Origin of the sequence: Brevundimonas sp., from assembly GCF_041648055.1 — a bacterium.
Lineage (GTDB): Bacteria > Pseudomonadota > Alphaproteobacteria > Caulobacterales > Caulobacteraceae > Brevundimonas.
Map to the genome: position 1 here is coordinate 63,936 of NZ_JBAZPS010000001.1, position 21,666 is coordinate 85,601.

Below are 21,666 nucleotides of genomic sequence, written 5' to 3' on the forward strand. Positions count from 1 at the left end.
TCCCATCGGGAGAGGGTAGCCGTTCCCCTACCGCCCTCCGCCGCGGATCGCGCCGGCGAAGCTCTTGAAGCTGAGTTTCACGTCGGACAGGGCACCGGCGCGGAAGGCACGTCCCGCAACCCAGATCATCAGTGCAGCGAAGGCGAACATACCGACCATGGTGCCGACGATCTCGATCATCGGGGGGTCGGAGGGAGCCCGCGCGCTCATCAGGAAGGGCGTGAAGAAGGGAACCCAAGACAGGATCTGGACCACCGGTGCGTCCGGATTGCGCAGAGCCATCTGCATGACCACGATCGGCACGACCAGCACCATCATGATGGGGCCCATCAGGGTCTGGGCATCGCGCGGCGTCTCGCAGAAGGCCCCGATGGCTGCGAACAGCACCGCATACATCAGATAGCCGCCAACCATGTAGAGCAGGAAGTAGAAGACCAGCCCGCCGTCCATCAGGGCCGAGCCCACATCGCGCGCCAGATCGGGACTGCCGATGACCAGGCCAGCTCCGCCGAGGATGCCCCAGAAGGCCAGGACGGTCAGAGTCAGGAGCGCCACGCCCAGCACCTTGCCCGTCATGATTTCGGTCGAGGAGGCCGACGACAACAGCACCTCCAGAATCTTGTTCGCCTTCTCCTCCATCACGCTGTTCAGCAGGATGGAAGCCCCGGTGATGATCAGGGACCAGAGCAGGAAGCCGGCAGCCAGACCGATGAACACGGGGATCTGATCGCGGATGGAGACCTCGGCTCCGCTGGCGGATCGAGGCGAGAAGACGGTTACGTTCGGCTTGAAGTCGTCGGTCGCCGTAACGACAGCCGCGTCGATCCCGGCGGCGGCAAAGGCCTCGCGCCGGTTGGCGGACTTCAGGGCGTCCTCGATGGCGTCGGAGACGGTGTCATCCGTGGCCGAGGCACTCCAGACGCGGGCGGTCGGCTGTCCGTCCGTGCGCGTCAGAAAGACCACCGCGTCGAGATGGGGCGTCTTGTCTGACTCATCATCCAGATACTGGCGGACAAGCGCCTCCTGAGCGGCACCCGGTGCGGCAGCCGCCAGATCGGCGGGTGTAGCCACAAGGTTGAGATTGTTCCGCGTCGCCGAGGCGATGGCGCTTTCGGCTGCGCCAGGCGGCAAGGGCTGGCCCTTGGTCGCCTCGGCGACAGCAGCCTGGGCACGCGCAGCACTGCGCTCGGCGTCGCCGGCCAGCGCGTCGCGCACCATGGCGGCCAGGCCAGTGGCCTCGCGCCCATCCTCGATCAGGGCCACGGCCTGGGGCGGAGACTCCGACGAGGCGGTCAGATAGCCGATCCCGCCGCCGATGACGCCGAACAACGGCAGGGCCAGCAGCGACAGCCAGAAGCCGACGGTCTTGGCATAGGCGGCGTATTCACGCCGCGCGATCAGCAGAATGCGGTTCATCGGGCGGCCTCCACACCGGTGACTTTGACGGACTGGTCCTGATCGGGATGATCCCCGGTCAGGCCGATGAAGGCGTCATGCAGGCTGGGCTCCTTCAGCTCGAACCGGCGCACGTCCAGCCCGCCCAGAAAAGCCGCCTTCAGCGCCTCCTGTCCCGGAGCGGTACCGCTCAGCGAGGCTTTCAGTACCCGCACTCCCTGCGTTTCCGACACGATCTCGACGCCGCTGACACCCGGCAGGGTGGCTGCCTGAGTCGCATCGATGGCTCCTTCAAGTTCAAGGAACCGCGGTGAGGTCGCGCGCGCCTCGGTCACCGTGCCCTCGAACGCCTTACGACCGCGGGCCAGCAGAACGACCTTGTCGCACAGGCGCTCGGCATGCTGCATGACGTGGGTCGAGAACAGGACCGTCGCTCCATCCTCGGCCAGGCCTCGAATAACAGCTTCCAGCCCCTGCTGGTTGACCGGATCAAGACCGCTGAACGGCTCGTCCAGGATCACGAACTCGGGACGGTGCACGACCGAGGCGATCAATTGGACCTTCTGGGCCATCCCCTTGGACAGTTCCTTCATCTTCTTGCGGCTGGACGCCCCGAGACCCTGCGCCTCCAGCATCTCCTTGGCCCGCTTGCGGCCCTCGGCCAGCGGCACCCCCTTCAGCGATCCGAAGAAGGCGATGGCGTCGACGGGGGTCATCTTCTTGTAGAGACCGCGCTCCTCCGGCAGGAAGCCGATCCGGTCGCGCACCTTGCGCCCGTCGTCGGCCCCCAGAATCTCGATGCGGCCGGCGCTGGACGACTGAAGCCCCAGGATCATGCGGATGGTCGAGGTCTTTCCCGCACCATTGGGGCCCAGAAAGCCGCAGATGGTGCCCTTGCCGACCTGAAAGCTCAGATCGCGCACTGCCTGGAAATCGCCGTAGCGTTTGCTCACGCCCTCAAGCGTCAATGCCGCCGTCATGGTCCAACCCCGTTGTCACTGTCGAGGGGACCATAAGGGATGTAAAGGACAGTTTACAAGGCGATCCACAGTTCACTGTCATGAATTCCGTGTCATGTTCGCGCATAAGATGCCTGCCCATCGGACTCCTGCATGCCATACGAAGCCTCCCCCTCCCCTGTCGCCCCGCAATCCGGTTCACGCCTTTGGACCGTCGGTGCCAGCGCGGGCATTTCCGTCGCGGTACTGCTGGTGCTGGCGGTGTTTCAACCCGAAATGGCCGTCTGGCTGATCGGGGCAGCCCTGGCTATCGCCCTGATGACCTGGACGGTACATCGCCAGCCCGCGCCAACCACGGCAGATGCTCCGTACACGGAAAACTCCACAGAATCGGTTGATGTGGCGGACCCATTGTTGCTGGATGGCGTGTTCGAGGGCCTCGCTGATCCGGTCATGGTCGTCGCGGGCGGCGAGGCCGACGACATCGCCGGGCGGCGCATCGTCCTGGCCAATGCGGCGGCGCGAGAGTTGCTGCGCATACCGCGCGAGAGGGCGTTGCTGGTGTCGGCCTTGCGTGATCCGGGGGTACTGGAAGCGGTCGACGAAGCGCTGTTCGGCGGGGTGGTACGAACTACCGACTATGGCGGCACGGGGGCCCAGACCCGGCACTGGCGCGCCATCACCCGCCCCTTGCCCGCCGCCGAGGGGGCGTCGCTGGCCCTGCTGGTCCTGCGTGACGAAACCGATGTGCGGCGCATGGAGCTGATGCGCGTCGACTTTCTGGCCAATGCCAGCCATGAACTGAAGACGCCGCTGGCCTCGCTGAGCGGCTTCATCGAAACGCTGAAGGGGCACGCCCGCGACGACCCCAAGGCGCGCGACAAGTTTCTGGACATCATGGCTACGCAGGCCGACCGGATGAGCCGCCTGGTCGCCGACCTGCTGTCGCTCAGCCGGATCGAGCTCAACGAGCACATTCCACCGTCGGGACGCGTCGATCTCGCTCGCGCGGCCGCCGACGTGGTGGACGCTGTCAGCATCCTGTCGGCCGACCGCAGGGTGGCGATTCAGCTGGATGCCGACGACATCACCGCCCCGGTCAACGGCGATCGGGACGAGATTCTGCAGGTCGTCCAGAACCTGGTCGACAACGCCATCAAATATTCCGCTCCGGGCGACACCATTCAGATCGTCATCCGCCCCGACATGACGCTGGACCAGGCCTCTGCGCCCTGGTCGGGCGGCAACCGTGGGGCAGGCGCAACACGCCTGCCGCTCGTCACGCCGGATCGGGAAAGCGGCCTGCGCTATGCTGCCGTGACCGTTCAGGATCATGGGCCGGGTCTGGCGCGTGAGCACCTGCCTCGCCTGACCGAGCGCTTCTATCGCGTAGAGGGTCAGAAAAGCGGCGAGCGTGCGGGGACCGGCCTGGGCCTGGCCATCGTCAAACACATCGTCAACCGGCACCGCGGGGGTCTGACGGTGGAGAGCGAACCGGGCCATGGAGCAACGTTCACGGCGTATTTTCCCGTGTCCGAAAAGCGCGTGGCCGCTACCCCGGACGCAGTCCGCGAAACAGTGGCTTAGGTGTCAGATCGCGACCCTGTGACAGTGCAGTCACAGCCAAGCTGGACGACGTAACAGAACTGTCACGCAGACGTCTTAATCCGCTGACCATTCCGGGGCAGGTTCCGCGCCGGACGAACCGGTCGACCGGCGTGGTCCGATTCCCTTTTCCGGACGTCCATGACCTGGCTATTCCTGCCCTTTCTGATCGCTATCGTGGTCGCCGCCTATCTGGCGGCGCGTCGACTGGCGCGTAAGCGCGGTCAGGGGCAGAACCCCCATTCGCGTCCCGGCCAACATGGGGCCTATGCCCTGATCTGGACGGCGGTACCGGCGCTGGTCGTGTTGCTGGGCGTGGCCGTCTTTTCGACCCCGATGGAGCGATCGCTGACCCTGGCTGGCGCGCCCGAGGCCGTGCAGGAACTGGAGCCCTTCCGGCGAGAGGCCTTCTTTGCCGACGCCCGCAATGTCGGAGCCGGCAAGCCGACGGCGCAGATCTGGCCCGCGCCCTACGCCGAATTGCTGCCCGTCGAGGGCCAGCGCGCCAAGCGAATCGGCCAGACCATCGGACTGGGCGGCGGCGTCGGGGCCCTGCTGGCGGCGCTGCTGGGCGGGCTTTTCGTCTTCAGCCAGATCCGTCCGGCCATGCGAGCGCGCAACCGCGTCGAGGGCTGGATCGTCGGGGCGCTGTTCGTCTGTTCGGCCGTCGCGGTTCTGACCACCATCGGCATCATTGGGTCGCTGCTGTACGACTCGGTCCGCTTCTTCTCTGAAATCCCGATCGCCAACTTCCTGTTCGGTACCCAGTGGAGCCCCCAGACCGCCATTCGCGCGGACCAGGTCGGCTCGACCGGCGCGTTTGGAGCCCTGCCGCTGTTTGCGGGCACCTTCCTGATCATGCTGATCGCCATGGCCGTGGCCGCGCCCGTCGGGCTGTTCTCGGCCATCTATCTGTCGGAGTATGCCGGGCCCCGGTTCCGGGCAGTCGTCAAGCCGGTGCTGGAGATTCTCGCGGGCGTGCCGACCGTCGTCTACGGCTTCTTCGCCGCCCTGACCGTCGGACCAGCCTTCCGGGCCTTCTTCAACAACTTCGGTGCCGTGTTGATCGGCGGACCGCTGGAGGGCATCGGGCAGTATCTGATGCTGGTGCAGAACCAGATGGCGCTGGTGGCCGGGATGGTCATGGGCATCATGCTGATCCCGTTCGTCAGTTCCTTGTCCGACGATATCATCAACGCCGTGCCGCAGAGCCTGCGTGACGGTTCCTACGCCATGGGTGCGACCAAGTCCGAGACGGTCAAGCGCGTCCTGCTGCCCGCCGCCCTGCCCGGCGTCGCGGGTGCCATGCTGCTGGCCATGTCGCGGGCGATCGGCGAGACCATGATCGTGACCATGGCGGCAGGCCTGGCCGCCAACCTGACCCTCAATCCGCTGGATACGGTGACCACTGTCACGGTCCAGATTGTGACGCTGCTGACCGGCGACCAGGAGTTCAACAGCGCCAAGACCCTGTCCGCCTTCGGCCTGGGCCTGACCCTGTTCCTGGTGACCCTGATGCTGAATATCGTCGCCCAGCGCATCGTCCAGAAATACCGGCAGCAGTATGACTGACGCGTCCCCCACACCCGCCGCCACCGCTGCCCGCACCGACCGCCTGCGCGCGGGCCTGAAGCGCCGCTATGCGCGCGAAGGCCGGTTCAAACTGTACGGCCTGCTGGCCATCGGTGTGGCCGTCGGCTTTCTGCTGCTGCTGCTGGGTCGCATCATTGAACAGGGCCACACCGCCTTCTACGCCCACACCCTGACCACGCCGGTCTATATGGACCCGGCGCGGATCGATCAGGGCTACCCGCAAGGCACCAACTTCGAACTGCTTGTCGCCGAGCAGCAGCTGGCGCGGTTCGGCATTGCCGACGACGCGGCAGGCACCAAGGCCCTGGCCATGCGCAGCCTGTTCTCGTCCGAGCTGAAGTTCGTGGCGGCGGAACGTGTGGCGGGCAACCCTAACGTCATCGGCCAGACCATCCCCATCGCCGCCCCCCTTTCGGACGACGCCGATCTGTATTTCAAGGATGAGATCAGCCGCGATACGCCGGCGACTCAGCGGCGCCTGACCGACGAACAGATCGACTGGTTGGACCGGATGGAGGCCTCGGGCCACGTCTCGGCCCATTTCAACACGGGTTTGTTCACCAAGGGCGATTCGACCGAGCCGGAACTGGCCGGTGTGCTGGGGGCCATCGTCGGCTCGGCCCTGATGCTGATGATCACGGCTGTCATCGCCATTCCGCTGGGTGTCGGCGCGGCGGTCTATCTTGAAGAGTTCGCGCCCCGTGGGCGGCTGACGGACTTGATCGAGGTCAATATCAACAATCTGGCCGCCGTGCCGTCGATCATCTACGGCCTGCTGGGTCTGACGCTGTTCATCAACTGGATGCACCTGCCACGCGCCAGCCCGTTGGTGGGGGGTCTGGTCCTGGCTCTGATGGCCCTGCCAACCATCATCATCGCTACTCGCTCTTCGCTGAAGGCCGTGCCGCCGTCGATCCGCGAGGCTGCCCTGGCCATGGGCGCTTCAAAAACCCAGACGGTGTTCCAGCACACCCTGCCCTTGGCCATGCCCGGCGTCATGACCGGCTCGATCATTTCCATGGCCCACGCCCTGGGCGAGACGGCCCCGCTGCTGCTCATCGGCATGGTCAGCTTTATTCCGGGTATTCCGACCAGCCTGATCGAGCCGACGGGTGCCCTGCCCTCGCTGGTCTATATCTGGGAGAACGCGTCGGAACGCGCCTTCCACGAACGGACGGCTGCGGCCATCCTGGTCCTCCTCACCTTCATGATCATCATGAATGCCGCCGCGATCATCCTGCGTCGGCGCTTTGAACGCCGGTGGTAGTGTTATGAAGTTCAACATCTTTCGCGCACCTGACGGCACGGAAAGTGCCCCCGCCAGCAGCACGCCCGTCATGAGTGCCCCGCCCGTCGTGCACGGCAGCGCACCCGTGGGCCCGACCAAGATCGCCGCCCGTGACGTCTCGGTCTTCTATGGCGAGAAACAGGCCCTGTTCGATGTCTCGCTGGACATTCCCGACAAGACGGTCACGGCCCTGATCGGCCCGTCGGGCTGTGGCAAGTCGACCTTCCTGCGGACCATGAACCGCATGAACGACACCATTCCGGGGGCGAAGGTCACCGGTCGGATCGAGATGGACAACGAGGACATCAACGCCCGCGCGGTCGATCCAGTCCTGCTGCGCGCCCGCGTCGGCATGGTGTTCCAGAAGCCCAATCCCTTTCCCAAGACCATCTACGAAAACGTCGCCTATGGTCCGCGCATCCATGGCCTGGCCTCCACCAAGGGCGAGCTGGACGTCGTCGTCGAGGCCTCGCTGAAGCGTGCCGGCCTGTGGGAAGAGGTCGCGGATCGCCTGCACTCGCCCGGCACCGGCCTGTCAGGCGGTCAGCAGCAGCGTCTGGTTATCGCCCGCGCCATCGCAGTCGAGCCAGAAGTCATTCTGATGGACGAGCCCTGCTCGGCCCTGGATCCCATTGCCACGGCCAAGATCGAGGAGCTGATTGACGAACTGCGCGAGCGCTACTGCATCGTGATCGTCACCCACTCCATGGCCCAGGCCGCGCGCGTGTCACAACGCACCGCCTTCTTCCACATGGGCCGTCTGGTCGAGACCGGCGATACCGAAGAGATCTTCACCAATCCGCGCGAACGGCGCACGCTGGACTACATCACGGGACGCTTCGGCTGATGAACCAGCACACTGTAAAGGCGTATGGAGACGAGCTGAACCAGCTGACGGCAGAGGTCGCGCGGATGGGCGGCCTGGCCGAAGCACAGGTGGCCGACGCCGTCGACAGCGTCGCCCGCCGCGACGTGGCCCTGGCCCGCGCGGTCGTCGAGCGTGACGCCAAGCTGGACGCCATGCACCGCGAGATCGAGAAGAAGGCCATCCGCCTGATCGCGCTGCGCCAGCCGGTGGCCTCGGACCTGCGCCGGGCCCTGGCGGCGATGAAGCTGGCCGTCGATCTGGAACGGACCGGCGACCTGGCCAAGAACATCTCCAAACGCGCCCTGATCCTGGCCGAGGGCGAGCCGATGCAGCCCCTGACCCGCTCCATTGAGCGAATGGGCAAGCTGGTGTCGATGCGCCTGCGTGACGTGCTGGATGCCTACGCCGCCGGCGAGATCGACCGCGCCATCGCCGTCTGGAACACCGACGACGAGGTCGACGAGCACTACAACAGCCTGTTCCGCGAGCTGCTGACATACATGATGGGCGACCCGCGCACGATCAGCGCCTGTACCCACCTGTTGTTCATGGCCAAGAACCTTGAACGCATCGGCGACCACGCCACCAATATCGCCGAGACCATCTACTACGAGATCACGGGCCAGGAATTCACCGGGGAACGTCCCCGCTGGAATCCCGAGGACCAGCCGGGTGCCGACGTCGGCCCCAACTAGACGACCCCGCTAGACCGGAGAATACGCCGTGCAGCCTTATATTCTGGTGATGGAAGACGAGGACGCGCTCGCGACCCTGCTGTCGTACAATCTGGAGAAAGAGGGCTACCACGTCGTGGTCGCCTCCGACGGCGAGGAAGGCATGCTGCAGATCGACGAACGGCTGCCCGATCTGGTCCTGCTGGACTGGATGCTGCCCAAGCTGTCGGGCATCGAGGTCTGCCGCCGCATCCGGGGCAAGGCCGAGACCCGCAACCTGCCGATCATCATGCTGACCGCACGGGGCGAGGAGAGCGACCGTATCCGGGGCCTGGATACCGGGGCCGACGACTATCTGACCAAGCCCTTCTCCATGACCGAGCTGACGGCCCGCATCCGTGCCGTGCTGCGCCGCATCCGTCCCGGACTGGCCGATGACCGGATCAATCACGGCGACATCGTCATCGACCGCGTGGCCCACCGCGTCCGCCGCGCGGGAAATGAAATCCACCTCGGCCCGACCGAGTTCCGCCTGCTGGACCACTTCATGCAGCATCCGGGCCGGGTGTTCAGCCGCGAACAGCTGCTGGATTCCGTCTGGGGCAGTGACGTCTATGTCGAGGCCCGCACCGTCGACGTCCACGTCGGGCGCCTGCGCAAGGCGCTGAACGTCGAAGGCACGGTGAACCCGATCCGGACCGTGCGTTCGGCGGGCTATTCGCTGGATCTGGGCGGCTGAGCCGCGATCAGAACGGGAAGAATATCGGGATCGCCACCATGGCGGCGGCCCAGGTGATCAGGTTTAGCGGGATGCCGATCCGCACGAAGTCCATGTAGCTGTAGCCACCCATGTTGAAGACCAGCACATTGGTCTGATAGCCGAACGGCGTGGCAAAGGCCGCCGACGCGGCCATCATGACGCAGACGAGAAACGGCCGGGGATCGACGCCCAGGCTCTCGGCCAGGGCCACCGCGACCGGCGTGATCAGCACCGCCACCGTGGCATTGGACAGCAGTTCGGTCGCAAACAGGGTTACGCCATAGAGTACGATCAGCGCACCCAGCGGCCCCAGTGGCCGGATCACATCGATCAGCCGTTCGGCCCCCGCCGAGGCCAGGCCCGTCACTTCGATAGCCGTGCCGACAACGACCATGCCCGCGATCAGCAGCAGGATTTCAGGACGCAATCCAGCATAGGCTTCCTCGGTCGTGATGACCCGAAGCAGGATCAGGGCGACCGCCCCGGCAAAGGCGGAGGCCGCGATCGGGGCCCAGCCCATGGCCGCCGACAGGATGACGATCACGAAGACGCCGAGGGCGATCATGGCCTGTTTCAGAACGAACGGTCGATCCGCCGCACCGAACAGGGTGACGTCCCCCAGATGGGCATCGCCGGAGCCATCGGACTGATTGCGGGATTCGCCCAGCCGGGGCAGGCCGAACGGCAGGATTCGCCGGCGCTTGCTGGCGGCCGCCTCCGCTTCCAGACGACGCGCCTCTTCCATCTCGGCCTGGCGGGCGCGTTCCGCCTCGTCTTCGGCCACTGAGCGACCCAGTTGCCTCGCGCCCACGAAATACAGCCACAGTCCGCCGACCAGGGCGATGCTAAGGCCGACGGGTGTGATCTCGAACAGGGTAAAGACATGCTGGCCTGCGTTGCGCGCCATGTCGTTGACCAGCAGGTTGGTGGAGGTACCGATCAGCGTCAGCAGCCCGCCCAGCACACTGACGTGACTGAGGGGCATCAGGAACCGCTTCGGGGACAGCTTCAGCGATTCGGCCACGTCGCGGATGACCGGCGCGGCCAGGACGACGACGGGCGTATTGTTCAGAAAGCCTCCGACGGCACCGCACATGCCGATGACCATCCAGATCCCGCGCGCGCCGACCCTCTTTGCCAGGGCCGAAGCCTGACGAATGAGCAGACCCAGCAGGCCCGTAACCTCGATGGCGTAGGCGATCACGAACAGACCGGCCAGGGCGATGACCGCCGGGCTGGCAAAAGCCCCCTGCACCTCGACCGGCCGCACGACGCCCATGATCAGCAGCGCCGCCGCACCCGTCAGGGCGACAACGTCGGCGCGGAGCTTCCCATGAATCAACGCGCCGATGACGGCGACGAGGACCACCAGAGCGGCAATCTGATCGAAATTCATACGCTCTGCTGCCCCCGCAGACCCACGGCGTCAACCATAAGGCGGACGCGGGTCCACACGAAAGCGTTTGACGTGCTAGGGTGGTTGCATGCCCAGACCGCCCCTACGTCTTCGCTCTCCCCTGTTCGCCCTCGCCGCCGCCAGCCTGGTTATGGGACTGGCGTCCTGCGACCGGAAGACTGAAGCGCCAGTCGAAGTGCCGACGCCTGCGCCAGCCCCCGCGCCGATCACGGTTGCGGCCACGCCCATCGTCTTTGATCGTGCGGGATTTCTGGCCGCCGTCGATACGGCCGTTGCGGCCTATGCCAGCGGGGCTTCGCTGTCAGGCCAGGACACCCTGGTGGGGCGTCGCTTCATGATCCGTCAGGCCTTCGGTTGCGGTGGTCCCCTACCGTCCACGGCTGTCGTCAGCGATGGCCTGGCCGGCTGGTCGGCCAGCGAGGACGGCCAGACACAGCGCCTGACACTGACGCCCGGCGACTGGACGGATACCGCGCTCGTCGCAGGCGAAGATCCGATCTGGGAGGCGGCCGAAGGGATATGGCTCGCCCGGCCCTGGCTGCGTGCCGACAGCTGTCCGCAGGTTCGCGCGGACCAGACCCCGGCCGGCCCCGCAGCTGTCAGTTCGCCGCAGACCGTAGGCCTGGCCGCCGTATTCGAGCCCGAGGGATCGCGTCTGGATCGTCGCAACGGTCGGGCCTACAGCTTCACCATTCGTGGTGAGGGGGACCAACCCCCGCCCCCGCACACGGGAGGCTACCGGCTGGTGCTGGAGGGCCGGTTCACCGCCTTCCCGGATGGCCGGGCCATACGCTGCCGCGCCAGCAGCGTGGACCAGCGCCCTGTGTGTATCGCAGCAGTGCAGCTGGATCGTGTCGCCTTCGAGGATACGGACGGCAGTGTGCTGAGCGACTGGCGGACCGGCTGATCCGGCAGGACCGAGGGCGCTTCACAAGTCGTGCGAACGCTATACGGTTCGAACCCTGACTTCAGGGAGCCTGCCTTATGCGCCGTCGGACCTTTCTTTCGACCCTGCCCGCAGGAGCCTTGATTGCTGGTGCAAGCGCAGGGCACGCTCAGGCGTGGTCGCAGACAAAGGCTCAGGTGCCTGCAGCAACCCCACCGCCCCGACCCCGTCCTGTCGATCCGTATGCCGGCATCGGCCCCGGCGACCGCAACAGCGGGGTGAAGTTCGTCGGGCGCTCGACCGTCTGGGGGGCCAATGGCGCAGCGGCGACGGCGCATCCGACCGCGACCCTGATCGGGATCGAGACGCTTAAGCGCGGCGGCTCGGCCATTGACGCGGCCATCGCCATCAATGCGGCGCTGGGTTTTCTGGAGCCGGTGGCCAACGGCATTGGCGGCGATGCCTTCTGCATGATGTGGGACCCGGCTCAGCGGAAGGTCGTCGGCTTCAACGGCTCGGGCAACAGCCCGCAAGGGCTGTCGCTGGCGACGGCGCGCTCAAAGGCTGTCGACGGCTATCTGCCCGCGGTCGGGGCGGTGACAGTCAATGTGCCCGGTACCGTCGACGCCTGGTGGAGCGCGCATCAGCAGTACGGCAAGCTGCCGTGGAAGGATGTTCTGCTGCCCGTCGCCGAGCTGTGCGAACAGGGCGTGCCCATGCCCCAGCTGATCGCCTGGTACCTGGAGCGCGGCATGGCCGGCTTCGACCGCCGCGCTGCCCTGATCGAAGAGAACGAGAACAGGAAGCGCGTCTACGCACCGGGCGGCCGCACACCCCGGGTCGGCGAGGTCTTCGCCAATCCGGACCTGGGCCGCACCTATCGTCTGATCGCCGAGGGCGGGCGCGACGCCTTTTATGACGGACCGCTGGCCGATCAGATGCAGGCCTATTTCCGACGTATCGGAGGCTGGATGACCCGCGCCGACCTGGCCGCGCACCGCACCGAATGGGTCGAGCCGATCCGCACCACCTATCGCGGTGTCGAGGTGTATGGCCTGGGGCCCAACACACAGGGGCTGTCGACCAACCAGATCCTGAACATCTGCGAGCAGTTCGATCTGAAGGGCATGGGCTTTCAGTCCGCCGCATCGATCCACCACCAGGCGGAGGCGAAGCGACTGGCCTTCGAGGATCGGGCCAAATGGTTCGCCGACGAACGGTTCAGCCGCACGCCGGTCGAGTGGCTAAACTCCAAGGAATACGCCATCCAGCGCGCCCGCCTGATCCGGCCCGACCGGGTCATGGACCGCGTCTTCCCCGGCGATGCGCCCACGCAAGGTGACACCACCTATTTCAGCGTGGCGGACAAGGACGGGATGATGGTCAGTTGGATCCAGTCCAACTATCGCGGCATGGGCTCCGGCCTGGTGCCCGACGGTGTGGACGGCCAGACCCTGGGCTTCATGTTCCAGGACCGGGGCGAGCTGTTCGCCCTGACCGACGGCCACCCCAATCTCTATGCGCCGGGCAAGCGGCCCTTCCACACCATCATCCCCGGCTTTGCCTGCAAGGATGGCGAGCCCTGGATGGCCATGGGCGTCATGGGCGGCGGCATGCAGCCGCAGGGCCAGGCTCAGATCATCATCAACATGGTCGACTACGGCCTGGACCCGCAGGAGGCCGGCGACAGCCCGCGCTGGCAGCACTACGGCTCGTCCGAGCCGACCGGGCAGCCGGCGCAGGGCGTCGGCGTCCTGCACCTCGAGACCGGCGTTCCCGAGGCCACCAAACGGGCGCTGGAGCAGATGGGCTGGGTGCTGGGTCCGCCTGACGGCGGCTTCGGCGGCTATCAGAACGTGGTACGACAGATCAACGAACGCGGCCCCTGGACCTATGGTGCGGCGACCGAGATGCGCAAGGATGGTATCGCCATCGCCTACTGACGCACTAAGGCCCGCGCGATCAGTTCGTCCGCCGTAACGCCGCGCGGCGCGAAGGCGATGGCAGGCCAGTTTGGGCTGACGCGGTCCAGGGCCAGCATGATGCCCAGACCATGATCCTGGCTCCACTGCGTCTGACCACCCCGGACAAAGGTGGTTGCGTCGTCAGGCGACAACCGCCCGCCGCGGGGATCAGTCAGCCACGTCCAGGCGGCCCAGTTGCCGGTGCCTTCCAACGTCAAAAAGACATCGTCAGCCTCGGCGTAGACGGTATCCGCGCCGGTGAACCACCGCTCACGACGCTGGCCCATCCGCTGTGCAGCCTGCGACAGGGCAGTGTGCGCCCCCTCGGCTCCCGGGGCCGTGGCGGCACCGTAAAACAGGTCGCGTTCGGCCTCATAGGCAGCCTGGTAGCCAGCGCGGGCACCGAACCGATCCTGGACGATGTCGTCGTCGGCATCCTCGGGCAGACCGCGCGTCAGCAAATCATCGACCCGACGCCCCAGGCCCAGACCTTGCTGGGTATGGGCGAACTCATGCATGAAGACGACCATAGACAGCAGCCGCCAATCGCGTGGCTCCGAGCCGTTTGCCTGCCACAGCGAAGGCAGGGCCATAATGAAGAACATGCCCCCGTCCGATGTCGGAGATACGAAGGCCAGGCGCGTGGCCGGCACAGATGAGCCGTCCGGCAGGGCCACCTGCCCCGCATGAGCGCTGGCCTGGGCCGAGTAGCGTCGCAGGCCCACACGGAAGTCACCACGCCGATCAGGGGTCAGGGTATAGGCGCAGCGTGCATCGAACAGGGTCATGACCGGCGTCACTGGCTGGGCGATGCGCAGCCGCTCGCGATCCAGCCGATCCCAGGCCCCCAGCGCCTGAGCCGTCCAGCTGCGCACCCCGCCTGCAAACCGACAGGGCGGCGCAGGCTCCATCAGCGGCGCAGCGGACAAGGTCAAAGCGGACAAGAAACTGAGGATCATGGCCGGGCTTAATGTCCGACAGCTGCGGTCGGTTCAAATGAACTCATGGTCATGCGTCCGCCACAATCTCGCCCACCCATAGTTGTCGGGCAGCGCTGGCTGCGTGGACGGGGGTTCTCATGATTGCGCTATTCGCTGCGGCCTTGCTGTCGAGCCAGTCACCCTGCGATGCGCCGCAAGGCACACCCGCACTGCTGGAGCGACCGGAGCGCATCATCGTCGTCGGCGAAACACACGGCACGGTCGAGACTCCCACCGCGTTCTTGTCGATTGTCTGTGAGGCAGCGCGTCAGGGTCCGGTGTCGGTGGGTCTGGAGCTGCCCGAGACGGACAAGCCATTGCTGGATTTCGTCATGGCGGCACCTGACGAGGCGACGGCTACGCGCTTTCTCAAAGCTGGAGATTTCGGTGATCCACGCCGCGATGACGGTCGGCACAGCCAGGCCATGTTCGATATGATCATCGGCTTCTGGCGACTGAAACAGGCTGGCCATGACATCGCCTTGCGACCCTTCGCGGCCCGGATGTCAGTGATCACCGGGCGCGACCAAGGCTGGTGGGAGCTGGAGATGGCCTATGGCATGAGCCGTCCACTGGTCGACCGTCCACAGGCGCGCATCTTCATTCTGGTCGGCAATCTACATGCACGCAAACTGCCATTCGCCGACTGGCCTGAGGTTGGCCTGCCTGCTGCCAGCCATCTTTACGGCCCCGACACCCTGACCCTGAACACGCCTCAGCAGGGTGGTGGCAGCTGGGGGTGCCGCCAGATTTGCGGCCCGCATACGGACCGGGAAATCCACGACGCCGAGGCACGCGGCATCATTCTGGCACCGCATGAGGAAGGCGCGTTCGATGGCGTGCTGGCGTTGGGACCGACGACCGCCTCTCCGCCCGCCGCACTTCAGCCCGCCACCACCTCTTCCGGCTCCAGCTCATAGACGGTCGCACAGTATTCGCAGGTGACGCGGATCTTGCCATCAGCCTCGACCATGTCGGCACGCTCCTCGGGCGTGAAGGAGGTCAGGACACCGGCGATGCGGCCCTTTGAACAGCGGCATTCGGCCACCAGGGCGCGGGCGTCCTCCAGCCGCACACCATCCTCATGGAACAGACGGAACAGCAGAGTCTCTGGCGTAATGGTGGGGTCCAGCAGTTCGTCGTCAGCCAGAGTCTGGAACAGGGCGCGGCTGCGGTCCCAGGCCTCTTCAGTCGATCCCCGCGCCTCGTCGCCTGCGATCAGCTGGATCAGCGCGCCGCCCGCGCGCCAGCTGCGGCCCGCTTCGGTCGAGACTTCGCCAACCGCCAGGCGCACCTTGGTCGGGATCTGTTCGGACTGCTGGAAATAGTGTTCGGCGGCCAGCGACAGGCTTTCACCCTCGATGGGCGTGATCCCTTGGGTGCGCTCGAAGTCGGGGCCGCGGTCCAGGGTCATGACAAAAACGCCCTGCCCCAGCAATGCCCGCGCGCCTGGCCGCAAGAAGCCCTGAGACGCCGCAGCGACCTCATCGGCATCGAACCGACAATATCCACGCATGCGGCCGTCGGTGTCGTAATCGGCCACGACATAGCGCACAGGCCCGTCGCCCTGGGCCTGAACGATCAGACGGCCCTCGAACTTCAGGCTGGAACCCACCAGCGCGGCCAGGGCACAGGCCTCGCCCAGCAGGGCGGCGACAGGCTCGGGATAGTCATGGGCGGCCAGAATGGTGTCGATGGTCTCGCCGAGACGCACCAGGCGACCCCGCACGGGCCAGCCCTCGATCTGGAAGGCGGCGGCCAGGTCGTCGCGGACGGGCGAAACGGCGGTGTGGGGCGCGTGATCGGTCACGACGGCTCCTTTGGTCGAGAAAGGCAAATGTCGGAAGGACGCCAAGATAGGAAGACCCGGCGGCAAACGTAAGGCCTGCCGCATCGCAACGGTTTTCATGCCGAAAACCTTGACCATATCGGGGAACCTCTTTCCGCGTGGTTCGCTCTTGCTGCAACGCGGAACGGGCGTTTCGCGAGTTTCGACGTCCCAGGCGTCGCCCACGAAAAGGCAGACATTTCATGGACCAGCAGTTTTCCCCCCTCGACGAAATCCGCAAACACCCGGGCATCACCGGCGGCGTGGTCGCCGTGCTGGCTGGGATCGGCATCGCCGCCATCCTGCTGAACCAGCGCTCGGGCCCGACGCGCTACGAGCGTCTGCGCGAGCGGTTCGATCCGCGCGGCTGGATCGACACTGACGGCCTGCGCGGTCGCTTCGGCGGCCTGGCCGACACCGTCCACAGCACCCTGTCCGACGCCGGCGAACGGGCCCACGACTTCACCGACGAAGCACGTCACCGCTCCAGCCGCTGGTTCGACGACACCCGCCGCACCTCGCGCAAGGCCTTGAAGAAGCACGGCAAGACGGCGCGACGTTACGCCAGCGACGCTGGCCACTATGCCCGCGATCATGCCAAGGAAGGCGGGGCCATTCTCGCCCTGATAACCGTCGCGGCTGCTATCGCCGCCGCCGCCTATGACACCCAGCAGCCCGACAGCAAGATCCGCAAGCTGGGCCGCTTCTAGAACTACGGCGACCTAAGCGGTTGCTGCACTTGCGAAGGTGAGACAAGGTCGCGGGATGGCCGATCCCGCGACCCTTATTTTTGACTTCGATTCGACGCTGGTCCGGATCGAGACGCTTGAAGCTCTGGCCGACATTGCCCTGGCCGATCATCCCGGAGCCGACACGATCCGCGCCGAGGTCGCGCGCCTGACCGACCAGGCCATGAACGGGCAGATCGGGTTCGGCGACGCGCTCAAGCAGCGGCTGGCCCTGTTGCCTCTGACCCGAGATCACGTTCAGACGCTGGCCGACCGTATTCTCGACGAAGGCACGCCGTCGGTGCGGCGCAACCTGCGCTTCTTTCGGGAGAATGCGCATCGCATCGTCATCCTGTCCGGCGGCTTTCGGGAGATCATCGCCCCGATCGCCGAGCGGCTGGGAATCCCGCCGGAACGGGTCCTGTGCAACGACCTGACCTATGACGCTTCGGGCCGGATTACCGGGGTGGACGAGGCCAACCCCCTGGCGCACGCCGACGGCAAGCCCAGGGTCATTGCGTCGCAAGCCTTCCCTCGCCCCATCGTCATGGCCGGCGATGGCTGGAACGATGCCGAGGTCAAGCTGGCTGGGGCCGCCGACCGCTTCTATGCCTATACCGAGGTCGTGCGGCGCGATCGGGTGGTCGAGGTCGCGGATGCCGAGGCCCCGTCGATGGACGAACTGCTGCATGCCGAGGGTCTGGCCGGGCGCTGGTCCTATCCCCGCAGTCGTATTCGCATGCTGCTGCTGGAAAACATCCACCCCGCCGCCGTCGATCGACTGGAAGAGGCAGGCTATTCGGTAGAGACCCGCAAGGGCGCGCTGGACGAGGACGAACTGATCGCGGCCCTCAAGGGCGTGCACGTCCTGGGCATTCGCTCCAAGACCACGGTCAGCGCACGGGTCCTGGAACAGGCCGACCGGCTGATGGCCGTCGCCGCCTTCTGCATAGGGACGAACCAGATCGATCTGGAGGCGGCCTCGGTGCGCGGCGTGGCGGTGTTCAATGCCCCCTATTCCAACACCCGCAGCGTGGTCGAGCTCGCCATCGGCCTGACCATCACCCTGATGCGCGACGTGGCCGACAAGTCTGCTGCGATGCACCAGGGTCAGTGGAACAAATCCGCCGACGGCTCGCGCGAACTACGTGGCAAGACGCTGGGCATCGTCGGCTATGGGGCCATCGGTTCGCAGCTGTCGGTCCTGGCCGAGGCGCTGGGCATGCGGGTGATCTTCCACGATTTGTCCGAGCGACTGGCGCTGGGCAATGCGCGGCGCATGCGCTCGCTGGAGGCCCTGCTGAGCGAGGCCGATGTCGTGTCGCTGCATGTGGATGGCCGGACCGACAACACCGCCCTGATCGGCGCGGCGCAGTTCCAGGCCATGAAGCCGGGAACGCTGTTCCTGAACCTGTCGCGCGGCCATGTCGTTGATATCGGAGCCCTGGCCCAGGCGATCGGCGCGGGCCGGATCGGCGGGGCGGCGCTGGACGTCTTCCCCGAGGAGCCGCGCACCAATGCCGACCCGTTCGACAGTCCGTTGATGGGGCTGAAGAACGTCATCCTGACGCCCCACATCGGCGGCTCGACCGAGGAGGCGCAGGAGGCCATCGCCGAGTTCGCGGCCGAACGACTGCTGGGGTATCTGAACCGGGGCGACACGACGTTCTGCGTCAATCTGCCCAACGTCCAACTGGCCGAGGTGTCCGGCGCGCACCGCATCCTGCACATCCACACCAATCAACCGGGCGTCCTGGCCGAACTGAATCGCGAGCTGGCCGCTGCCGGGCTGAACATCCTGGGACAACATCTGAAGACGGACGAGCGCACCGGCTATGTCATCACCGACGTGGACCGCGACTATGATCCCGAAGCGCTCCGTGCCCTGAAGAGTGTTGCCGGAACGCTGCGCTTTCGAATGTTGCACTGAAAGCTGACGCAGCGGCATCTTGCGTCCTGCGCGAAGGGGCGCACAGTCCCCCTCAACGGTCGCATGATGACGGCCGAGGGAGGATCAACATGTCTCGTTTTCTGCGCAACGCCTGCGCGGCCGCACTGGCCGTCGCCGCTTTCGGGGCCGCCGCCGGCGCTGCCCAGGCCCAGACCTACAATCGCCTGGTCGTGTTCGGCGACAGCCTGAGCGACAACGGCAATCTGTTCGCCCTGACGGGCCAGCCGCCCGCACCCTATTTCCAGGGTCGCTTCTCGAATGGTCCCGTCTTTACAGAATTGCTGGGTTTCAACGCCGGGCGCTTCACGGCGGGTGCCCCGGTGACCGGCAGCGTCAACTATGCCTTCGGCGGTGCGCGGACAGACTTTGCCGCGTCCCCTCCAGGCATGCGGGCCCAGCTGGCCGCCTATACCGGCGCGGGCGGCACCTTTGGAGCCAACGACTTAGTCAGCGTCCTGGGCGGGGCGAACAACATCTTCCAGGCATTCCCTGGTGCCGCGGCAAATCCGCTGACGGCGCAAAGCACCATGCAAGCGGTCGCGGTGTCGGCCGCCAGCGACATCAATGTGATCGTCAACAGCATCGCGCAGGCTGGCGCAGGGACCATATTGGTCAGCAATCTGCCGCGTCTGGGCATTACGCCACAGTTCGCAGCTACAAATCCTCTGGTCGGTCCGGCCGGATCGGCCCTGGCGGATTTTTCGGGCACGACGTTCAACAGCGCCTTGCTCTCCAACCTGTTCACGACGGCTGCGGCTCGGCCGGGCAGCAACATCATCTTGATGGACCTGTACAAGATCAGCGATCCGTTGAGGGCCAACCCGGGCCGGTTCGGCCTGACCAATGTGACGGATAGCTGCTTCACGGGGGTCAGCGTCTGCGCCAATCCCGATGGCTACCTTTACTGGGACGGGGTTCACCCGACCGCCGCAGGCCACCGTCTGCTGGCGCAACTGGCCAACGACTACCTGTATTACGGCGACATCGGTGCCCAATCGACGGTCCAGGCCGAGACCGGCTTCCGCCAGCGCCAGGACCTGCTAGACCTGACGGGAGAGATGGTGTCCGGCTATGCACCCTGGGTGCCAGGGACCCATATGACCTTTGCCGTCATCGCCGACAGCGTCGAGACAGATGCGCGCGGCAGCATCGCCTCTGCCGACGCCACAGGCTGGGGCGGTCGGGCCGGTCTGGACTATGTCGCATCGCCCACCGCCCGGTACGGTTTCACCGCCACCCTGCGCGAGACCGAGGTCGAGGCCGGGGCCATGCAGTTCGACGTACGCTCCTATGCCATCGACGCCTATGCCGGCTGGCGTATGGGGGACATGTTCCTGAACGCGACTGCAGGCGGCTCGATCGACCAGTATGACGACATCTCGCGCCTAACGTCCCTGGCCCCGATCGTGCACATGGGCGAGACCGACGGCGGCAGCCTGGGGGCCAAGGTTCAGGCAGGTCTGTGGTTCGACATGGGCGGCATCGCCATCTCGCCGCGCGCGGCCCTGTCTTACGTATCGACGGACGTGAATGCCTACAACGAAACGGGCTTCGCGGCTGAATACGCCTATCAGGACCGCACGGTGGCCGCCGCCAGCGGCGAAGTCTCCTTGAGGGCCGAAGGCGGAGGGGACGACGTCAACTTCTATGTCGAGGGCGGCTATCGCGACACCTTCGGTGACAGCAGCGACGACGTTCGGGTCGGCATCGCCGGCAATCCGGCCCAGATCCTGTCGCGTTCGTTCGACGATCCGTTCGGGGGCTCTCTGATGGCGTCTGCCGGCGTGGAAGCGGACGTCGGACCGTTTCGGATGTCGGCGGGCTATCGTGGCCGCTTCGGTGACAGTGCCGACAGCCATGTCGGGGCGATAACGTTGAAACTGCCGCTCCAGTAGCACCTTTCGAACTTGAACAAGGGGCGCGCGATCTTCGGGTCGTGCGCCCCTTTTGTGTTCCATGCCTGCGACGACCTGCCGCTACGGACGCCCCAAAGTCGCCCCACGGAGTCTTAGAAAGGCGGCCTTCCCGGTCGCCGACCGAGAGCGTCGCCTGAGGTTTGCGGCCCGTCGGCACCCCAACCGCTCTTAGAGCCAGACGGAGCCGACGCCGCCCATGCGACGCCTGATGCTGACCGCCCGGTCTTTCCTGATCCACTCCAGCCAACTGGCCATCCTGGCCAGTGTGGCTGTCTTCGCTGCTGCCGCAGCCCCCCTGCCCCCTGCCATGCAGACTGAGGTCGAAGCCGTACTAGCCCCGGAAGTCACTGAGACAACGGCCGTTGTGCAGGCGCCCGGCCCCGTGACCCGGCTGATCGCCTTTTCCGAGCCCGTGCGCGGCTATGCGATCAACTCGCCCTTTGGCCTGCGTCGTCTGGCCGACGAAGCGGCGGCGCGCCACCACGACGGTGTCGATATCGCTGCACCGATGGGCACCAGCGTCTATGTCGCCAGCGAAGGCGTCGTGATGCGGACGGGGTATGATGCCAATGGCTATGGTCGGTTTATCGAGGTTCGGCATCCCAATGGCATGACGACCCTGTACGGCCATCTCAGCAGGGTCGACGTCGCCTCTGGCACCGCCGTGAGTGATGGTGAGCGCATCGGCCTGGTGGGTTCGACCGGCCGTTCGACCGGCCCGCATCTGCATTTCGAGGTGCGTCGCGATGATCGTCAGATCAATCCCGTAAGAGTTCTGGGCCGCTCGCTGCCCGTAGTCGTTGCGCGGCCCGCTACAGCCTAGGTCCGCACCTTTTTTTCACCTTCTCCTGTCA

18 protein-coding genes and 1 pseudogene are annotated in these 21,666 nt (G+C 66.0%); 14 read left to right on the forward strand and 5 right to left on the reverse strand.

The annotated features are described in order from the left end of the window. Positions 1 to 27: 27 nt before the first annotated feature. The gene (locus WC585_RS00335) at positions 28 to 1,416 is read right to left on the reverse strand and encodes an ABC transporter permease (protein WP_373255543.1); all 1,389 of its coding nucleotides are present in this window, start codon (positions 1,414 to 1,416) and stop codon (positions 28 to 30) included. After that, positions 1,413 to 2,375 carry an ABC transporter ATP-binding protein gene (locus WC585_RS00340; protein WP_373255544.1) on the reverse strand — a complete coding sequence of 321 codons (963 nt, stop codon included), beginning with the start codon at positions 2,373 to 2,375 and terminating at the stop codon, positions 1,413 to 1,415. Before WC585_RS00340 ends, WC585_RS00335 begins: the two co-directional genes overlap by 4 nt. Before the next feature lie 132 nt (positions 2,376 to 2,507). Between WC585_RS00340 and WC585_RS00345 the strand changes: the two genes are divergently transcribed. The 6 genes from WC585_RS00345 to phoB all read left to right on the forward strand — a co-directional run bounded on the left by WC585_RS00345 (position 2,508) and on the right by phoB (position 9,121). After that, positions 2,508 to 3,941, forward strand: a complete 1,434-nt coding sequence (locus tag WC585_RS00345; protein ID WP_373255545.1) for an ATP-binding protein — start codon at positions 2,508 to 2,510, stop codon at positions 3,939 to 3,941. 159 nt (positions 3,942 to 4,100) lie between these two features. Further along, positions 4,101 to 5,531: a phosphate ABC transporter permease subunit PstC gene (gene pstC / locus WC585_RS00350; protein ID WP_373255546.1), complete on the forward strand. Its 1,431-nt coding sequence runs from the start codon at positions 4,101 to 4,103 to the stop codon at positions 5,529 to 5,531. After that, the gene (gene pstA / locus WC585_RS00355) at positions 5,524 to 6,819 is read left to right on the forward strand and encodes a phosphate ABC transporter permease PstA (RefSeq protein WP_373255547.1); all 1,296 of its coding nucleotides are present in this window, start codon (positions 5,524 to 5,526) and stop codon (positions 6,817 to 6,819) included. The genes pstC and pstA overlap by 8 nt, the downstream gene beginning before the upstream one ends. A gap of 4 nt (positions 6,820 to 6,823) precedes the next feature. Then, positions 6,824 to 7,687 (forward strand): phosphate ABC transporter ATP-binding protein PstB, encoded by an 864-nt coding sequence (gene pstB / locus WC585_RS00360; protein ID WP_373255548.1) that lies wholly within the window; start codon positions 6,824 to 6,826, stop codon positions 7,685 to 7,687. Further along, positions 7,687 to 8,403, forward strand: coding sequence for a phosphate signaling complex protein PhoU (gene phoU, locus WC585_RS00365; protein WP_373255549.1), 717 nt, complete (start codon positions 7,687 to 7,689; stop codon positions 8,401 to 8,403). The genes pstB and phoU overlap by 1 nt, the downstream gene beginning before the upstream one ends. A 28-nt stretch (positions 8,404 to 8,431) precedes the next feature. Then, entirely contained in the window at positions 8,432 to 9,121 is a 690-nt protein-coding gene (gene phoB / locus WC585_RS00370) for a phosphate regulon transcriptional regulator PhoB (RefSeq protein ID WP_292174818.1), read from the forward strand. 7 nt (positions 9,122 to 9,128) lie between these two features. On the opposite strand, the gene WC585_RS00375 is transcribed toward phoB, so the two are convergent. Next, a complete protein-coding gene (locus WC585_RS00375; protein ID WP_373255550.1) occupies positions 9,129 to 10,538 on the reverse strand; it encodes an SLC13 family permease in 1,410 nt (469 codons plus the stop codon). An 88-nt stretch (positions 10,539 to 10,626) separates the two neighbouring features. Here WC585_RS00375 and WC585_RS00380 point away from each other — a divergent pair, with 88 nt between their 5' ends. Both WC585_RS00380 and WC585_RS00385 read left to right on the forward strand, forming a co-directional pair. Beyond that, positions 10,627 to 11,466 carry a hypothetical protein gene (locus tag WC585_RS00380; protein ID WP_373255551.1) on the forward strand — a complete coding sequence of 280 codons (840 nt, stop codon included), beginning with the start codon at positions 10,627 to 10,629 and terminating at the stop codon, positions 11,464 to 11,466. A gap of 176 nt (positions 11,467 to 11,642) precedes the next feature. Next, a complete protein-coding gene (locus WC585_RS00385) occupies positions 11,643 to 13,388 on the forward strand; it encodes a gamma-glutamyltransferase family protein (RefSeq protein WP_373255552.1) in 1,746 nt (581 codons plus the stop codon). Here WC585_RS00385 and WC585_RS00390 read toward each other — a convergent pair. Continuing rightward, the gene (locus WC585_RS00390; RefSeq protein WP_373255553.1) at positions 13,382 to 14,353 is read right to left on the reverse strand and encodes a hypothetical protein; all 972 of its coding nucleotides are present in this window, start codon (positions 14,351 to 14,353) and stop codon (positions 13,382 to 13,384) included. The two genes, WC585_RS00385 and WC585_RS00390, sit on opposite strands and share 7 nt — an antisense overlap. Before the next feature lie 134 nt (positions 14,354 to 14,487). Between WC585_RS00390 and WC585_RS00395 the strand changes: the two genes are divergently transcribed. After that, positions 14,488 to 15,309 (forward strand): hypothetical protein, encoded by an 822-nt coding sequence (locus WC585_RS00395; RefSeq protein WP_373255554.1) that lies wholly within the window; start codon positions 14,488 to 14,490, stop codon positions 15,307 to 15,309. On the opposite strand, the gene WC585_RS00400 is transcribed toward WC585_RS00395, so the two are convergent. After that, the gene (locus WC585_RS00400) at positions 15,273 to 16,199 is read right to left on the reverse strand and encodes an Hsp33 family molecular chaperone (RefSeq protein WP_373255555.1); all 927 of its coding nucleotides are present in this window, start codon (positions 16,197 to 16,199) and stop codon (positions 15,273 to 15,275) included. The two genes, WC585_RS00395 and WC585_RS00400, sit on opposite strands and share 37 nt — an antisense overlap. 221 nt (positions 16,200 to 16,420) lie before the next feature. On the opposite strand from WC585_RS00400, the gene WC585_RS00405 reads away from it, so the two are divergent. The 5 genes and pseudogenes from WC585_RS00405 to WC585_RS00425 all read left to right on the forward strand — a co-directional run bounded on the left by WC585_RS00405 (position 16,421) and on the right by WC585_RS00425 (position 21,635). Further along, positions 16,421 to 16,927 carry a hypothetical protein gene (locus tag WC585_RS00405; RefSeq protein ID WP_373255556.1) on the forward strand — a complete coding sequence of 169 codons (507 nt, stop codon included), beginning with the start codon at positions 16,421 to 16,423 and terminating at the stop codon, positions 16,925 to 16,927. A 55-nt stretch (positions 16,928 to 16,982) separates the two neighbouring features. After that, positions 16,983 to 17,510: pseudogene (locus WC585_RS00410) on the forward strand (HAD-IB family phosphatase); the annotation flags it as partial. Positions 17,511 to 17,618: 108 nt separating this feature from the next. Then, positions 17,619 to 18,875, forward strand: coding sequence for a phosphoglycerate dehydrogenase (gene serA, locus WC585_RS00415; RefSeq protein WP_373256767.1), 1,257 nt, complete (start codon positions 17,619 to 17,621; stop codon positions 18,873 to 18,875). An 89-nt stretch (positions 18,876 to 18,964) separates the two neighbouring features. Next, positions 18,965 to 20,791, forward strand: a complete 1,827-nt coding sequence (locus WC585_RS00420) for an autotransporter domain-containing protein (protein ID WP_373255557.1) — start codon at positions 18,965 to 18,967, stop codon at positions 20,789 to 20,791. A gap of 217 nt (positions 20,792 to 21,008) precedes the next feature. Continuing rightward, the gene (locus WC585_RS00425; RefSeq protein WP_373255558.1) at positions 21,009 to 21,635 is read left to right on the forward strand and encodes a M23 family metallopeptidase; all 627 of its coding nucleotides are present in this window, start codon (positions 21,009 to 21,011) and stop codon (positions 21,633 to 21,635) included. The last annotated feature ends 31 nt before the right edge of the window (positions 21,636 to 21,666 follow it).

What these genes read in the sequence shown, in the direction of transcription:
- WC585_RS00340 (WP_373255544.1), bottom strand. Translation starts at nt 2,375, where the DNA reads ATGACGGCGGCATTGACGCTTGAGGGCGTGAGCAAACGCTACGGCGAT.
- WC585_RS00345 (WP_373255545.1), top strand. Translation starts at nt 2,508, where the DNA reads ATGCCATACGAAGCCTCCCCCTCCCCTGTCGCCCCGCAATCCGGTTCA.
- pstB (WP_373255548.1), top strand. Translation starts at nt 6,824, where the DNA reads ATGAAGTTCAACATCTTTCGCGCACCTGACGGCACGGAAAGTGCCCCC.
- pstC (WP_373255546.1), top strand. Translation starts at nt 4,101, where the DNA reads ATGACCTGGCTATTCCTGCCCTTTCTGATCGCTATCGTGGTCGCCGCC.
- pstA (WP_373255547.1), top strand. Translation starts at nt 5,524, where the DNA reads ATGACTGACGCGTCCCCCACACCCGCCGCCACCGCTGCCCGCACCGAC.
- phoU (WP_373255549.1), top strand. Translation starts at nt 7,687, where the DNA reads ATGAACCAGCACACTGTAAAGGCGTATGGAGACGAGCTGAACCAGCTG.
- WC585_RS00380 (WP_373255551.1), top strand. Translation starts at nt 10,627, where the DNA reads ATGCCCAGACCGCCCCTACGTCTTCGCTCTCCCCTGTTCGCCCTCGCC.
- WC585_RS00335 (WP_373255543.1), bottom strand. Translation starts at nt 1,416, where the DNA reads ATGAACCGCATTCTGCTGATCGCGCGGCGTGAATACGCCGCCTATGCC.
- WC585_RS00395 (WP_373255554.1), top strand. Translation starts at nt 14,488, where the DNA reads ATGATTGCGCTATTCGCTGCGGCCTTGCTGTCGAGCCAGTCACCCTGC.
- WC585_RS00425 (WP_373255558.1), top strand. Translation starts at nt 21,009, where the DNA reads ATGCGACGCCTGATGCTGACCGCCCGGTCTTTCCTGATCCACTCCAGC.
- WC585_RS00375 (WP_373255550.1), bottom strand. Translation starts at nt 10,538, where the DNA reads ATGAATTTCGATCAGATTGCCGCTCTGGTGGTCCTCGTCGCCGTCATC.
- WC585_RS00405 (WP_373255556.1), top strand. Translation starts at nt 16,421, where the DNA reads ATGGACCAGCAGTTTTCCCCCCTCGACGAAATCCGCAAACACCCGGGC.
- serA (WP_373256767.1), top strand. Translation starts at nt 17,619, where the DNA reads ATGGACGAACTGCTGCATGCCGAGGGTCTGGCCGGGCGCTGGTCCTAT.
- WC585_RS00420 (WP_373255557.1), top strand. Translation starts at nt 18,965, where the DNA reads ATGTCTCGTTTTCTGCGCAACGCCTGCGCGGCCGCACTGGCCGTCGCC.